This is a genomic window from uncultured Aquimarina sp. (assembly GCF_947500065.1).
Lineage (GTDB): Bacteria > Bacteroidota > Bacteroidia > Flavobacteriales > Flavobacteriaceae > Aquimarina.
The window spans coordinates 1-14,364 of sequence record NZ_CANMQT010000017.1 but is presented as its reverse complement, the minus strand read 5'-3'; the positions used below and the strand labels follow the sequence as shown (position 1 = coordinate 14,364).

Genomic DNA, 14,364 nt, shown 5'->3' with positions numbered 1-14,364 from the left:
AGAATCAGGAAAAATGGAATCAAGAATGGCCTTTTTGATACAATATCAGTGAAACCTATTTATTTCTTATAGAGTGTTTTTGCCTCTTCTCGATTTTCTACATCTATTTTCTTATAAAGATTGTTGATATGTGTTTTTATGGTACTAATACTTAAAAATAACAGAGAAGCGATTTCTTTATTGGTTTTATCTTGTAGAATTAAATCCAATATTTTTTTCTCTTGTTGCGTAAGTTTTCTATCTGCTAGTTTATTAGAGTTCTTATGTTTCTTTAATTTTTGAAACTGAAAAATATTCAATAATCCAGATACAATTAATAATGAAATGAGGATCCACAACCAATAGGATGAGGTCTCTCTTGTAATAATTTCTACAGAGAATTTATCTGCAGCCAGTTCTGTTTTGTATTGTTTGGTATAAGGACTGTTAGGGTATGTGTTTTCTAACCGTTCTAATAATTCGTCGTAATAAGTATTCTGTTTTAGATCTTTTAGATAATAGGTGTATAGATTGTTGGATTTATTGGATAGAAATGAATAAATATATAATTCAGTCAAAGGTTCATTCTGGTTTTTACCATATTCCTGTAGGGTGTTGAACCATTTTATAGAATTCACCTTTCTGTTGGCTTCACTTCTATAAGAACTAAAGGCATAACGCATATTTTCTATAATAGAATCTACTTTAAGAAACGTATTACTGCGTTCATTTGTGGAGACTACTTCACAAAATACTTCGTCGTCAGTGGTAAACGGAAGTGAAATAGTATCTTCATTCTTGGCAATAAAAAGAATCTCTTTACTGTTCAAGCAAATTCCATTAAAATGAATGGATTCTTTATCGGCTTCAGAACAATTTTCGGTGTGGATGCGATAGATTCTGTTCTGAGATGGAAGATTATTCTCTGTGAACATAAAATAACCAGTAGAGTCAGGGTTTACTTTTTGGATAATCTGTTCTGGATAGATGCCAGACATTTTTCTATAATCTTCGATGAGTGATAAATAGATGTTACTATCCTTATTGGTAGTATCAACATAGCCTGAAAATTTATATTGACTCCAAAGCGCTGAAGAACTAATTAAAAAAGAGATACATAAAATAGTTTTTATCCATTTCATATAATATTGTCAGATGTTTTTTAGAAACTACCCCAATATAAAAATAATTTTAAGATAGAGGTGTAACATTATAAGATATAAGGCTACCTATAATTATATTATTTAATTTATTTTTGTTTATGAGTATTTGGAGAGTTTTATTATCGATTTTTTTTCCGCCACTGGCAGTTTTAGATAAAGGATGCGGATCCGTTTTAATCGTGCTTTTATTAACCTTGTGTGGATGGGTTCCTGGTGTGGTAGCAGCACTGGTAATTATTAATAATCCCAATAATTAGTTTTTTAATTAATGTATATGAAATTGAAAAAAAATAAACATATGAAAAAAGTTTCCCTGTTGGTTCAGGTATTTTTGGTAGCAATTCTTTTGGTAGGATGCCAGTTTTCTGAAGAATTAAGTCTTAGTGAAGATGGAACCGGAAAAATATCTTTCAATTTTGATGGTTCGGAGCTACTTAAAATGGCAGGAGATAAGCTTGGAGAAGGTGTAGGAGAAGAGAAGAAAGAAGAAAAAACGATAGATACCTTAATGGTTTTTAAAGAGTTTTTAGAAGAGAAAAAAGATAGTATTGCACAATTATCGCAGGAAGAACAAGATAGATTAAAGAAATTAGAGAATTTCAAAATGCATATGTTTATGGATCCTAAAACATATGAAATGAAATTTGACTTATACTCTGAATTTAAAGATGTGTCGGATTTAGGGAATTTATTTAATGACTTTAAAACGGCTTCTGCTTTAGGTGGTAAAAACGCTGGAAGCTCTGTAGGTAAAGCTAGTGATCCTTTGTCTAACCCTGAAGGCGATGACCCAACTAAGGTTTCATATACTTTTAAAGGGAATAAATTTAAAAGAGTTACCGAAATTTTAGATAGAGAGAAACTAAAAATGAGCTTGGATAGTTTAGAGCAAATGAAGATGTTTTTGGCTAGTTCTAAATATAAGATCAATTATCACTTTCCGAAGAAAATTAAAAAGATATCCGCCGAGAAGGCTTTGTTTAGTCAGGACGGAAAAAGCTTTACGTTAGAAGTAGGTTTTCTGGAATATATGGAAGATCCTACATTACTGGATGTAGAGGTAGAATTAGAAAAATAAAAAAAAGAGGCGGTTTAATTTAAACCGCCTCTTTTTTTAGCTTCAATAGTATTTTTGAGGATTATAAAACTCCTTTTCGAATTAGTTTTATTGCCATATCGCGAACAGTGTTTTTCCGTTTGTCTGCGCTCAATGAACCAAGATCGTGATCTAACAACCCTTGTTCCTCATTAAGGTCGTAAATTTTAAAAGTTGCTTTATTGTATGATCCAACAGGAACTTTTTTAGTATTAAAAACAAATAAGTATTCTCCTTTTACAGTTCCGTTTTCATAGATAGCACGACCGATCAAAACATGCTCACCATCTGTATTACCCTGATAAATATCAAATTTCATCTGAGTAACCATACTTTTATTAAGTTGGCTGATAGCATTTTTAGCAGCATATGATTTTATAAAAACATCAGTGTCATCAAAGTTTCTTTCCACTTTATGACCTTTTCCAGCTAAAAACTCTTTTTCTTCGTCTAATCTCTCTAAGATCCAGTCAGGTCGTTTAGGTGTTTGAGAAGCAATTTCTTTAGTTTTTGATGGATCAAAACCATTAGTAGAGAATATTCCAATTTCTAAAGCATACTGTATAACACGTTTTTCGGACAACCAGTAATTTTTTTTATTGATCACAATGGTATCGACTATTTGATCTCCATAATAAGCGCGGAACGGAAATGTTTTATCAGCACCAAAAAGTAGTGATTCTTCACGAATTTCTTGTGCTTTAAAAAGAGGAGCCTTTTCAATATCGCTTATCTGATAATATTTAGGACCATCACCTTTTATTTTTTCTATGTGTGCTACTTTTACTTTATTAATAAAAACTTCTCCTTTTTTGACTTTTACTTTTTGAGCAGAAGCGAAGGCTGTCATTAACAAACAAGTTAAAACTAACTGTAAATTTTTCATTTTAGGGACTTTAGAATTTTAAAAGTGCAAATATAGTATTCTAAATTATAAAGGGGATTTAATTCTTTTTGAAAACCTTCAACAGAAAAGGATAATTAAGTTAGGCTATTTTTAATCTCGTATCTTTGCAATAATGAATAAGAAGATAGAACTACAAGAGTTGGGTTTAAAGGATTTTAAGGAAACCTGGGAGTATCAAGAAGAGCTTTTTAAAGGGATTCTAGATACAAAAATTAAGAATAGAAGAGAAGATGCTAATCTGGATACGAGTAACTATTTTCTTTTTGTAGAACATCCTCATGTATATACCTTAGGTAAGAGTGGCGATATTAGTAATTTATTGTTGAATGAAGAACAACTGCAACAAAAAGGAGCTACTTTTTATAAAATTAATCGTGGTGGCGATATCACCTACCATGGACCTGGACAAATAGTAGGATATCCAATTCTGGATCTTGATAATTTCTTTACAGATATTCATAAATACCTACGTTTTCTGGAAGAAATGATCATTTTTACTTTAGCAGAATATGGTATCAAAGGAGTGAGAAGTGATGGAGAAACTGGAGTTTGGCTAGATGTAGGAACTCCGTTCGCTCGTAAGATTTGTGCAATGGGTGTTAGAGCAAGTAGATGGGTTACGATGCATGGTTTTGCGTTTAATGTAAATGCAGATCTCGGATATTTTGATAATATTATTCCTTGTGGGATTAATGATAAAGCGGTGACTTCCTTAAATGTAGAATTGGGAGTAGAAAAAGTAAATATTGAAGAAGTAAAAGAAAAACTCTTAAAGCATTTTAAAAATCTGTTTGAAGCAGAAATGATACAACAAAAAACCGAAGTATAAATGACTTCGGTTTTCTTTGACTAAAAACTAAACAAATCAAATAGGTTGGGGTTAATTTATTTTATATCCTTCAAACCAACTACCAGTTCCGTCTATTCGTACATCACCAGCACCAAAGTTTCTTAAGGATACAAATACTTCTTGTCCAACATTGAGAAAATAAATACCGCTAACATCTGTTTTAACATCATCTCCATCTACAATTTGTGTAAAATCAACTCCGGTATCTACATTAAAGCTAATTCTAAAGAAAGAAGTGGTTACAGCATTGGATTGTCTCACTACAGCATGTAGATAATAATATCCGCTTTCTGGTACAACAAATCTTTTGGTCGTGGTGTTAAATGCGTTACGCGTGTCATAAGTTCTGATATCCCAAATATCTGTTTCTATAGTTGTGTTGGCATCTAAATCTTTTACAGCAAATCCATTACCTCTAACTTTAAAAACAACTGGTGTAGTTGCAGCAGTTGCATTATCCACATACGTTTTTACAGCTCTTTCTGTTGGAACCGCATTATCACTATTACTTCCAAGTGTAGCATCTGTAGAGATTTCATTAACAGACGTACCGTTTTCTAGTTTTAAATCTCCATTTACATCTAATTTAGCCGTAGGAGTTCTATCAATTCCTACGTTTCCACTATTTATATTCTCGATATCATTGCCATTAGAAAACCATCTGGTATCTCCAGATGTGATTGCATAGGGTACCGCCATTAATTCATTAGTTCCAACTTCAGCTCCGTTTATGGATACCGTTACATAAGATGCAATTCCTCTCCATTGTAGTGTGTCAAAGTCACCTGTAACAGCAGTTCCACTACCAATTAATAAACCAAATACACCATTAGCATTACTAGTTACTGTATGATTTTCTACATAGCTAGCTGCAATATCTGGAGCTCCAAATTTTATAGCTATTTGTATATTAATAGATTCATCAGAAAGAATATCACCGCTAGCGCTTCTGGCAACTCCTTGATAGTTGATAAAGTTTTTTTGTGCGGATTGAGCGGATACTAGTGTACAAAAGAATAGTGCACTGAAGATTAAAAAAATGTTTATTATTTTTTTCATGATTTTATAGTTTATGAAATGAGATTATTTTTTGATGATTTTAAATGTCTTTTTTTCATTGGTTTCAGGAACCGACAGATTTAATATATAGACTCCTTGTGACAGGGAGCTGATATCAATTTGATTTCCTAGCAGTGTAGCATTAACCTTTTGAGAAAATACCAATTGACCGCTAAGGTTGTATAAAGAGACAGTGTAGTTATGAATATCCGGAATCCTAATTGTAAAGAAATCCGATGCTGGATTGGGATATATCGTCACGATACTATTGCCGTCCGTAAACTCTTCTGTAGATAATTCGTTTAGAGAAGAAACACCAGACCAAAATCCTTGGTCTATGGATTGTGTATTAGTAATGGAGCCAATAAAAGATTCACCAATGGTAAAGTTTATAATATGAGATGCATTACTATTGATATCACCAGAATTAGAAATTACGCTCGTATCAATCGATTGTGCCTGAATGGCCGAAGCAATACATAAGAGTAGCAACGTATATATGGTTTTCATAATATTGTTTTTTTTAAGTGAAGGTTTTTTATAGAAAAGGATTCGTAGCTTTATTTGTAGAACAATACCTAAGTAAGTCTTAAGATTTAGAATAAAGCAGTTTCTTAATTTCTAAAAAGATCATTGATTCCTGATCCGCTAACAGTTAACTCATTATTTGTTAGATCTACATCGTCATTGTTATCATTACCATCTATGAAGATATCAGGATCATAGTCTAAGACTATTCTGTATTCAGGCGGGAACTCACCTTCAGCAGGAGATGAAGCATTCCAAGGTCTTGTATAACGAATGGCTAAGCTATCACCCGCAGCAATGTTTACGAAATTTATTGTTTCTACTAAATCTCCAGGTGCAGACGCTCCAAGATTTCTTTGATATAAGTTTATAGTTTGCTGTCCTATAGAGGAATTAAAATCGGCATCTCCAATATTGGTGATGATACCTTTAATTGTTGCCGTTCCTGCTAAATCTGTATCCTTGATTATAGAAAAAGTAATAGAAGTAGCTTCTAAGTCTGCAGTTACTATGGGAGCAGAATCATCGTCGCTATCACAAGTAACAAATAAAACTGTAAAGCATAATATGGATAAAATTTTTAATGTTTTCATGACTTTTTAATTACGTTGTTTTACATTAGTGAGACACATAATCAAAAAGTCAACATAGAACTAAAATTAAATAGAAGGATGTTTTAGTTTATCTGATAAATTAAAATACTATTCTCTTCACCTTGAACCGCAAATTCTAGATTAGGATCTTTATCCATATTGCCGAGGCTGATTATAGAATTTCCATATACCGGAAAATTGGGAAACAATTCTGCATTGCTGTCATACAAGTATACTTTTTTGGATTGTATATCTGTAATCGCAACATATATCTTATTATTGATATAAAATATTTGAGGTTTGGTATAGACACCAAAATCAAGCTCTAAGGTTTTCTCTTTAATCGATAATTTGTTTTCAGAAAAAGTAACTAATGTTTTATTAGTAGCTACTAATGAGCTGTTTGCATTTAGTTCTTTATCCATTAAAGATATTGTACCATCAGATGGAATTTGGATTAGTTTTCCATCTTTGGTAAGGGATGTGAATTTATTTTGATATTGTTGCCATTGATTCGTAGAGAAATCAATACTCTCTTTTACAGACACTCTAGTTCTTCCCAAGCGATCTAAAATATTTAGTTTTCCATTTTCTTCCGATATAAGAATGTAATCCTTGCTTCCTATACGAATGTGTTTAGGAGGCATGATAAGATTAGTTTCTGTTCCTTTAAATCCAAAACCAGTTACTACTTTTCCTTCAGCATCTAGCATGCTTACTTCGTTGCCTTGCGTAATAAGGATACGATAACGTTTGTTTTTGTCATAATCAAATAACGAAAGTGGTTGTGTAATAGATTTTTCAAACTTTTTGGGATAAGAACTCACATCGTTTCCATCTCTATCCACTAGGTATAATGTGTTTTCTGTATTAAATAAGAGCTGATATCTACCGTTTTTATAAATATCAATTTGTCGGATATCGCCCATAATGGCTCCATTAATTTGTTTTTTCCAAAAAATAGTTCCTTTGTCAGAAATTAAATAAAGATTATTATCGACGTCCTGAACTGCAATATCCATGCCCTTGGTTCTATGGTTTTGAACTAGTAAAGGGGTGTTTAATATTTTGTTTTCTAAAGTAGTAGAGGTTGTTTGAGTAACCGAAGTAGCAGAACCTTTGGCAATATTCTTCTGGAAAACTCCATGAATATGGGCAAAATTACTTTCTTTGATTACTTGCAATGCACCTATCTGATATCCTTTAGTTTTAGATTCACTCCATTGTTTTTGTTTAGATTCATCTACATTAGAAGTAATATAATTCTTTAGATGTTTAATAGAACTCACCATCAATATCGAAGATTGGTCTGATAGTTTTTCCAACGTATTGGAGTAGTATAGCTGTTCTTGTAAAACTGTTTTATTAAGGATGTTAGCAATAATAGTTTGTAAACCATTTTTAGAAGAAGAGAATACAATATGATCTTCATATATAAAATAGAATTTAGCTTCTAATTCAGGAATTAATGGTTTTAATAAGCCCGAAAACGTAGTGGTTTCTTCATAACTAAAAATAGCAATATCTCTGTAAGATCCAGATGCGGATCCCGCCAATTGTTCTAATGTGTTTTCAGGAGCTAAAGAGGTTAAGGTTAAAACCGTCTCGCTTTCCATAAAAATCATTCCAATTTCAGAAACCCCAGATAACAGTTCGTCAAGATCATCAGGAATATTCTCTATTTCTCGATCTTGAGCTAATGCCAAATTCTTTTTTAGTGCATAAAAATCATCATAGGTATACGAGATAAATCCATCGGCGGTGATAGGAGTTATTTCCGAAATTCGATTTTCCTGAGCAATAGTGTTGTCAAAAATACCAATGGTAGTGGATAATGAATCTTTTTCTATAGCAATTCCATCGATATACATAGCATTTTGCTCTAGCTTGGCATCCATAGAAATCCAGCCGCTAAAATTTGATAATCCAGATAATTCTTTATTAGGTAATAAAGAAGTGTGAATTTCTTTTAATTGTTTTCCGTTAACTAAAACTGCTATCGGATTTTTTGTATCAGAAACATCGTATGCTTTGAGAAGATCTTCATTTACTGAAATCTTATTCTCTTGCTGACGAATAGCATTTTCTATTAATATTTTAGAAGAAGAAGCAATGAGTAAACTATCTTGCTTTGTAGCAAAAAAAGTGTTGCCTCCTGAAGTTACTTTATGAATTGTTTTGTTAGAATAAGATATGTTTTCAATTGTTTTTTGATTCAAAGAATCTTTATTGATAATAGAAAGGTCAAACTTTGAAATATAGGTGTATTCAAAATCATTTTTACCAATGGGAGAAAAACATAATAGACCTTTAGGTTGATTAATCTGATCTAATATAGGGAGCGCTTTAAAATATGTAAAAAACTCTAAATCATTGTTTTTTTTCAAGAAATCATTATCTCGTAACATATTTTTAGTCTGCTCCAGATCGTTGATTTTTAGTATCACCTGAGCATCCTTCGGGATGTAGTCGATAAGCGTGTTAGGTTTTTCAGTAGTTGTGTTACAAGCTAAAACAATTGTGGATATTAGAATTACAACTATTTTTTTCATGTGTTTGTTTTCCTTTTTATTCTTTATTTTTCGAGAGCCTCATCATTTCGCATATCATCACCAAATGCGCCTTAGGTGTCAAAGATAATTATTTGAACTCTAGTGTGAGCTGTTCTGGTAATAATCTAAAACTTTTTCTGTGATATTTAGTAATACCATATTTTCTGATAGCATCACGATGCTCTACAGTGGGATATCCTTTGTTTTTTTTCCAGTTGTACATCGGGAATTCCTCATGAATTTTTTCCATATATTCATCACGATAGGTTTTTGCTAGCACAGATGCGGCGGCTATATTCATATACTTACCATCACCTTTGATAACGCAGGTATAAGGTATATCGTCATATGGTTTAAATCTATTTCCGTCTACAGAGATATGTTCTGGTTGAGGCGTTAATTGCGCTATAGATTTTTGCATTCCTAATATAGAAGCATTTAAAATATTAATTTTATCAATCTCTTCCATGTAAATATGTGTCACACCATAGGTAATTGAGCAGTCTTCTAATAGCGGTCTTAATAATTTTCGTTTTGCTTCGCTGAGTTGTTTAGAATCATTTAAGATGTCATTGCTAAAATCATCAGGCAGAATAATGGCAGCGGCGGTTACCGGTCCTGCCAGGCAACCCCGACCAGCCTCATCAGTACCGCATTCGATGAGATCAGGTTTTAATTTTAATTCGAGCATACTACGAAGATAACGTATGAATAGAAGATCAGAAAACTATTTTTAAGAATCAAGAAAAAAACTTAGTACTAAAACGGGCAATCCATATCATCAACTTTCGTTAAAAAAGTATATTTTTGCCAACAGTTTATTATTTAGATGAAAAAGAACTTAGTATTTATAATTATACTTCTTATAGGATCAATAACCTTGGCTCAGGAAGGCAATGAGTTGGAGATAGAGGAAGGAAAAACGACTATTGAAAAGAAGCCGTCTTTTGATAAAAAAAGAAAGCTTGCAACAAAAAAACTCAAAGAAAAACCTTCTATTACTACTTACAAGATTATTGACATAAAGAATGACACTACTTTTGTAGATACTACTTTAACAATTCAAAAAGATTATAATTTTAATTATTTACGCCGAGATGATTTTGGACTACAACCCATAAATAACGTTGGACAGAGTTATAATAGTCTTATTAAAGTAGAGGAGAGGAATCATTTGTTACCACTTTTTGGAGCTAGATCTAGGCATTTTAATTTTATAGAAGCGGATGATATTAAGTACTATAATGTGCCTACACCACTTACAGAAATATATTTTAAAACAACCTTTGAGCAGGGACAACAGTTAGATGCATTTCTTACCGTAAATACTTCTCCTAGATTGAACCTTTCAATCGCTTATAAAGGAAATCGATCTTTAGGTAAATATCAACATGTGTTAACCAGTACAGGTAATTTTAGAGCAACGGCTAATTATTCCACAAAAAATGATAGGTATAAGATAAAAACACATTTTGTGTCTCAAGATCTATTAGGTGAGGAAAATGGAGGCTTGTCAGAAAGAGGACTCAATCAATATCTTAATAATACTACAGAATTTCAGGATGCTGATGAGTTTTCGGATAGAGGCTCGATTGAAGTTAATTTTGAAAATGCAGAGAGTATTTTGCTTGGAAAAAGATTTTATCTAAATCACAGCTACTCGATTATTAAGAAAACGGATAGCACGAACACTGATATAGCAGTTGGACATATATTGGATATAACCGATAAGTCGTTTCAGTTTGACCAGACTGCACCTAATGATCTTTTTGGAGAATCTTATGAAAATTCAGGCGCATTGACAGATAAAGTGGCACTAGAAGATTTTACCAATCAATTATTTTTGGATGTCAATAATAAGTGGCTGGGTAATCTAAGAATCAATGCAGGATTTTCTGATTATAATTATGGATATAATACCATTCTTACCTTAGAAGATGGCACCGATATCACTAATAGAATAAAAGGAGATGTATTCTCAGTAGGAGGATCATATCAAAAGAATTATAAAGGATTTGAGCTAGCCGCTAATGGTATGTCTATCGTATCAGGAGATTTTGATGGTTACTATTTAAATGCTTCTGCTGGATATCAGCTTAATGATTATGGATTACAATTAGGAATAAGTACAAATTCCACAGCACCTAATTATAATTTCTTATTGTATCAAAGTGATTATGTGGGGTACAATTGGCAGAATTATAATAACGATACTAATCTGAATCCTTCTTCAGTTAATTTCAAAAATGTAGAAACACAAAAGATTCAGGCTAATATTAAGGTCAAGAAATATGCTAATCTAGAAGCTAGTTTTACCACAATTGATAATTACACCTATTTCACTAAAAATGTAGATTCTCTAACGATTCCAGAACAGTATGATGGAAAAATAGAGCTTTTAAAACTTAAGTTGTCTCAAAACCTGAATTTTGGTTGGTTAGGGATGGATAATTCGATTGTATATCAGAATGTAACAGGAGGTGAGGTTTATAGAATCCCAAATGTAGTTACCCGTAATAGTGTATACTACCAAGATCACTGGTTTAAGCGAGCGTTGTTTTTACAAACAGGAGTCACCTTTAAGTATTATTCAGAATATGACGCGGACGGGTATGATCCAGTATTATCTGAGTTTTATGTGCAAAATCAAAATGAAATAGATTATTTTAATGATGTAGATAAAACAGATGAAGCCGGAGATACAACACAAAATTTTGGCGGCTTTCCTCAATTTGATATCTTTTTTAATGCCAAAATTAGACAAACAAGAATCTATTTTAAAGTAGAAAACTTTGGAGAAGCCTTTAGTCAAAATAAAGAGTTTTCTGCACCTGGATATGCACCACGTGATGCCGTGATCCGTTTTGGTCTGGTTTGGAATTTCTTTTTATAAATTTAGGGCACCCGAGCGGGCTATTCGTTTCAATTCCTCTCCGCTTATGGCGGATGCGGGATTTCCACTACTATCCCTGGTGCAAGATTTTCTAATGCATAATGCGGGTTAAAGTAAAGAAAATCCTTGGTTACTCCCTGTCATAAATAGATAGTAAGACGTATCTTTGGTATAGATCACTCTCTTTTTATTTTCAATATACCATGAGTACTATCAAGAAACGAAATATATCCGTTTTAGGACCTGAAACATTTACCGGAATCAAATTACAAAAACCGGCAACATATGCCGCAGGACTTCCTGCAGTTAAGGTAGCGCTGCAGCATGCGTTTAAAGAAATGGGCGTTGTAAAATCGATGAGCGGTCTTTCTCAAATGAATCAGAAGGATGGATTTGATTGTCCTGGTTGTGCCTGGCCGGATCCAGAGAAACCGTCTAAATTGGGTGAATACTGCGAAAATGGAGCAAAAGCACTTGCAGAAGAAGCTACAAACAAAAGGGTCGATAGAGATTTTTTTGCTAAATATTCTGTGGAAGAGCTTTCTAATTGGTCCGATTACCAAATCGGAAAAAGTGGAAGACTTACAGAACCTATGGTTTTGAAGCCAGATAGTATTCATTATGAACCTATATCCTGGCAAGATGCATTTGACTTAATTGCAGAGAAATTACGAGGATTAGATACTCCAGATCAAGGAGTATTCTATACTTCAGGTAGATCCAGTAACGAAGCGGCTTTTTTATACGGTTTGTTTGTAAGAGCTTTTGGTACGAATAATATGCCGGATTGCTCTAATATGTGTCACGAATCTAGTGGAGTAGCACTTAATGAAACCTTAGGGATAGGTAAAGGGTCTGTGAAGCTAGAGGATTTTGATCAAGCAGAAATAGTGATGGTGATAGGACAAAATCCTGGAACAAATCACCCTAGAATGTTATCAGCTTTACAGAAGTGTAAGGAAAATGGAGGCAAAATAATTAGTGTTAACCCTCTAGAAGAAGCAGGACTGATAAGGTTTAAAAATCCTCAAGAAATTAAGGGAGTATTGGCTTCTGGAGCTTCGTTAACAGATATACATCTACAAGTAAAGATAAATCAAGATGTTTCTTTGTTAAAAGTGATTCAGAAGAAACTAGCTACTATAGACAGAAAGGATAAAAATGTGTTTGATCATCAATTTATCGAAACCTATACGAATGGTTATGAAGAACTCCTTAAGGATCTTGAGAAATATTCAGAAGAAGAGCTAATTGAGTTATGTGGAGTAGAAGAAAGGTTAATTGACAATGTGGTTCAGTTGCTGGCAACAAGAAGTAAAATTATCATCTGTTGGGCAATGGGGTTAACACAACATAAAAATGGAGTCAATAATATAAAAGAATGTGTCAATCTTTTGCTGCTCAAAGGAAGCTTAGGGAAACCTGGCGCAGGAACTTGCCCTGTTAGAGGGCATAGTAATGTGCAGGGAGATCGAACCGTTGGAATCATGCATCACGTTTCACCAGTACTTAACGAATCGATCAAAAAAACTTTTGGTTTTGCGCCTCCAGATAAAGAAGGCTTAGACACCGTGCATTCCATAAAAGCTATGAATGAAGGTAAAGCAAAAATTTTTATCGCTCTTGGAGGTAATTTTTTATCAGCGGCATCAGATACAGAATATACTGCAGAAGCACTTCAGAATTGTGAACTGACAGTCAATATAAGTACTAAGTTGAATAGAACACACTTAGTGGCAGGTAAAACAAGTTTGATATTGCCAACATTAGGGCGGTCGGAATTAGATCAAAAAGAAGGGGAGCCAAGGTATTTTACTGTAGAAAATAGTATGGGTAAAGTACATCGATCTAAAGGAATGCTACAACCTGCTTCAGATAACCTTGTTAGTGAGCCTGAAATAATAGGTGGAATTGCAAATGCATATTTTAAAGAAGAGCATCCTGTAAAATGGAAACAACTGGGTGAAGATTATGAATTGATTCGAGAAAAGATAGGAAAAGTAATCAAAGGATTCGATGATGTAAATACCAGATCAAAAGGTTCCGGTTTCTATCTGCCTAATAATGTAAGAGATTTAGATTTCAGTAAACTTCCAGAAGGCAAAGCACAATTTAGTTGTTGTGATTTGCCAGGGCATACTTTAAAAGAAAATGAGTTGTTATTAATGACAATTCGTTCGCACGATCAATTTAATACAACTATTTATGGTTTAGATGATCGTTATCGCGGAATTTATAATGAGAGGCGCATTGTTTTAATGAATGTTCAGGATATGAATAAACGTGGACTGAAAAAGTTTGATGTCATTAACATGATAAGTTTATATGATGATAAAGAAAGAAAAGCATCTAATTTCTTAGTAGTTCCTTATAATATACCCAAAGGGAATGTAGCATCTTATTTTCCTGAGACCAATGTATTGGTGCCTTATAATCATTATGCAGATAAAAGTAATACGCCGATTAGTAAGTCTATCGTGATTACCTTAGAAAGAACAATAGATTAATCTTTTTCTTATGATTTTGTGTTTCCTTATATATATAGGACCTATTAATATAGGAAATGTAGAAGTAGAATAGTTTTTTTTAATTGTAAAAGTTATGTTCTCAAGGTGTTATGAAAAGGTTAAAAAAAACTTCAAAAATTTTGTTATTTATCTAATAATAGGTTGTAGGTTTGCACCCGCCAACGGATAAGCATAAGGCTTTAATTTGGAGAGTTCATTGAAGAAGATTTAGTTTGA

Annotated in this window: 12 protein-coding genes; 5 read left to right on the top strand and 7 right to left on the bottom strand. The window is 32.9% G+C overall.

What is annotated here, in order from left to right; translation table 11 throughout:
• Positions 1-59: 59 nt before the first annotated feature.
• Entirely contained in the window at positions 60-1,121 is a 1,062-nt protein-coding gene (locus Q0975_RS26550) for a helix-turn-helix transcriptional regulator (protein ID WP_299443373.1), read from the bottom strand.
• Positions 1,122-1,240: 119 nt separating this feature from the next.
• Here Q0975_RS26550 and Q0975_RS26545 point away from each other — a divergent pair, with 119 nt between their 5' ends.
• Both Q0975_RS26545 and Q0975_RS26540 read left to right on the top strand, forming a co-directional pair.
• Entirely contained in the window at positions 1,241-1,399 is a 159-nt protein-coding gene (locus tag Q0975_RS26545) for a YqaE/Pmp3 family membrane protein (RefSeq protein ID WP_299443371.1), read from the top strand.
• Between the two features lie 41 nt (positions 1,400-1,440).
• Positions 1,441-2,220 (top strand): hypothetical protein, encoded by a 780-nt coding sequence (locus Q0975_RS26540; protein WP_299443368.1) that lies wholly within the window; start codon positions 1,441-1,443, stop codon positions 2,218-2,220.
• A 61-nt stretch (positions 2,221-2,281) separates the two neighbouring features.
• On the opposite strand, the gene Q0975_RS26535 is transcribed toward Q0975_RS26540, so the two are convergent.
• Complete coding sequence (locus tag Q0975_RS26535) at positions 2,282-3,124, bottom strand: hypothetical protein (RefSeq protein ID WP_299443366.1); 843 nt, start codon at positions 3,122-3,124, stop codon at positions 2,282-2,284.
• A 133-nt stretch (positions 3,125-3,257) separates the two neighbouring features.
• On the opposite strand from Q0975_RS26535, the gene lipB reads away from it, so the two are divergent.
• Positions 3,258-3,974 carry a lipoyl(octanoyl) transferase LipB gene (gene lipB, locus Q0975_RS26530; RefSeq protein ID WP_299443363.1) on the top strand — a complete coding sequence of 239 codons (717 nt, stop codon included), beginning with the start codon at positions 3,258-3,260 and terminating at the stop codon, positions 3,972-3,974.
• A 51-nt stretch (positions 3,975-4,025) separates the two neighbouring features.
• Here lipB and Q0975_RS26525 read toward each other — a convergent pair whose 3' ends face one another.
• The 5 genes from Q0975_RS26525 to Q0975_RS26505 form a co-directional block, all read right to left on the bottom strand.
• Positions 4,026-5,054: a hypothetical protein gene (locus Q0975_RS26525; protein ID WP_299443360.1), complete on the bottom strand. Its 1,029-nt coding sequence runs from the start codon at positions 5,052-5,054 to the stop codon at positions 4,026-4,028.
• 24 nt (positions 5,055-5,078) lie between these two features.
• Complete coding sequence (locus tag Q0975_RS26520; RefSeq protein ID WP_299443357.1) at positions 5,079-5,564, bottom strand: T9SS type A sorting domain-containing protein; 486 nt, start codon at positions 5,562-5,564, stop codon at positions 5,079-5,081.
• Positions 5,565-5,668: 104 nt separating this feature from the next.
• The gene (locus Q0975_RS26515) at positions 5,669-6,175 is read right to left on the bottom strand and encodes a hypothetical protein (RefSeq protein ID WP_299443354.1); all 507 of its coding nucleotides are present in this window, start codon (positions 6,173-6,175) and stop codon (positions 5,669-5,671) included.
• 83 nt (positions 6,176-6,258) lie between these two features.
• Entirely contained in the window at positions 6,259-8,727 is a 2,469-nt protein-coding gene (locus Q0975_RS26510; protein ID WP_299443351.1) for a ribonuclease HII, read from the bottom strand.
• Positions 8,728-8,815: 88 nt separating this feature from the next.
• Positions 8,816-9,418, bottom strand: a complete 603-nt coding sequence (locus Q0975_RS26505) for a ribonuclease HII (protein WP_299443348.1) — start codon at positions 9,416-9,418, stop codon at positions 8,816-8,818.
• Positions 9,419-9,556: 138 nt separating this feature from the next.
• Between Q0975_RS26505 and Q0975_RS26500 the strand changes: the two genes are divergently transcribed.
• Together Q0975_RS26500 and Q0975_RS26495 are read left to right on the top strand one after the other, a co-directional pair.
• Positions 9,557-11,620, top strand: a complete 2,064-nt coding sequence (locus Q0975_RS26500; protein ID WP_299443345.1) for a putative porin — start codon at positions 9,557-9,559, stop codon at positions 11,618-11,620.
• Between the two features lie 203 nt (positions 11,621-11,823).
• The gene (locus Q0975_RS26495; RefSeq protein ID WP_299443342.1) at positions 11,824-14,127 is read left to right on the top strand and encodes an FdhF/YdeP family oxidoreductase; all 2,304 of its coding nucleotides are present in this window, start codon (positions 11,824-11,826) and stop codon (positions 14,125-14,127) included.
• The last annotated feature ends 237 nt before the right edge of the window (positions 14,128-14,364 follow it).

Excerpts from the sequence above, each read along its gene's own strand:
- Q0975_RS26550 (WP_299443373.1), bottom strand. The coding sequence starts at position 1,121 with ATGAAATGGATAAAAACTATTTTATGTATCTCTTTTTTAATTAGTTCT.
- Q0975_RS26545 (WP_299443371.1), top strand. The coding sequence starts at position 1,241 with ATGAGTATTTGGAGAGTTTTATTATCGATTTTTTTTCCGCCACTGGCA.
- Q0975_RS26540 (WP_299443368.1), top strand. The coding sequence starts at position 1,441 with ATGAAAAAAGTTTCCCTGTTGGTTCAGGTATTTTTGGTAGCAATTCTT.
- Q0975_RS26535 (WP_299443366.1), bottom strand. The coding sequence starts at position 3,124 with ATGAAAAATTTACAGTTAGTTTTAACTTGTTTGTTAATGACAGCCTTC.
- lipB (WP_299443363.1), top strand. The coding sequence starts at position 3,258 with ATGAATAAGAAGATAGAACTACAAGAGTTGGGTTTAAAGGATTTTAAG.
- Q0975_RS26525 (WP_299443360.1), bottom strand. The coding sequence starts at position 5,054 with ATGAAAAAAATAATAAACATTTTTTTAATCTTCAGTGCACTATTCTTT.
- Q0975_RS26520 (WP_299443357.1), bottom strand. The coding sequence starts at position 5,564 with ATGAAAACCATATATACGTTGCTACTCTTATGTATTGCTTCGGCCATT.
- Q0975_RS26515 (WP_299443354.1), bottom strand. The coding sequence starts at position 6,175 with ATGAAAACATTAAAAATTTTATCCATATTATGCTTTACAGTTTTATTT.
- Q0975_RS26510 (WP_299443351.1), bottom strand. The coding sequence starts at position 8,727 with ATGAAAAAAATAGTTGTAATTCTAATATCCACAATTGTTTTAGCTTGT.
- Q0975_RS26505 (WP_299443348.1), bottom strand. The coding sequence starts at position 9,418 with ATGCTCGAATTAAAATTAAAACCTGATCTCATCGAATGCGGTACTGAT.
- Q0975_RS26500 (WP_299443345.1), top strand. The coding sequence starts at position 9,557 with ATGAAAAAGAACTTAGTATTTATAATTATACTTCTTATAGGATCAATA.
- Q0975_RS26495 (WP_299443342.1), top strand. The coding sequence starts at position 11,824 with ATGAGTACTATCAAGAAACGAAATATATCCGTTTTAGGACCTGAAACA.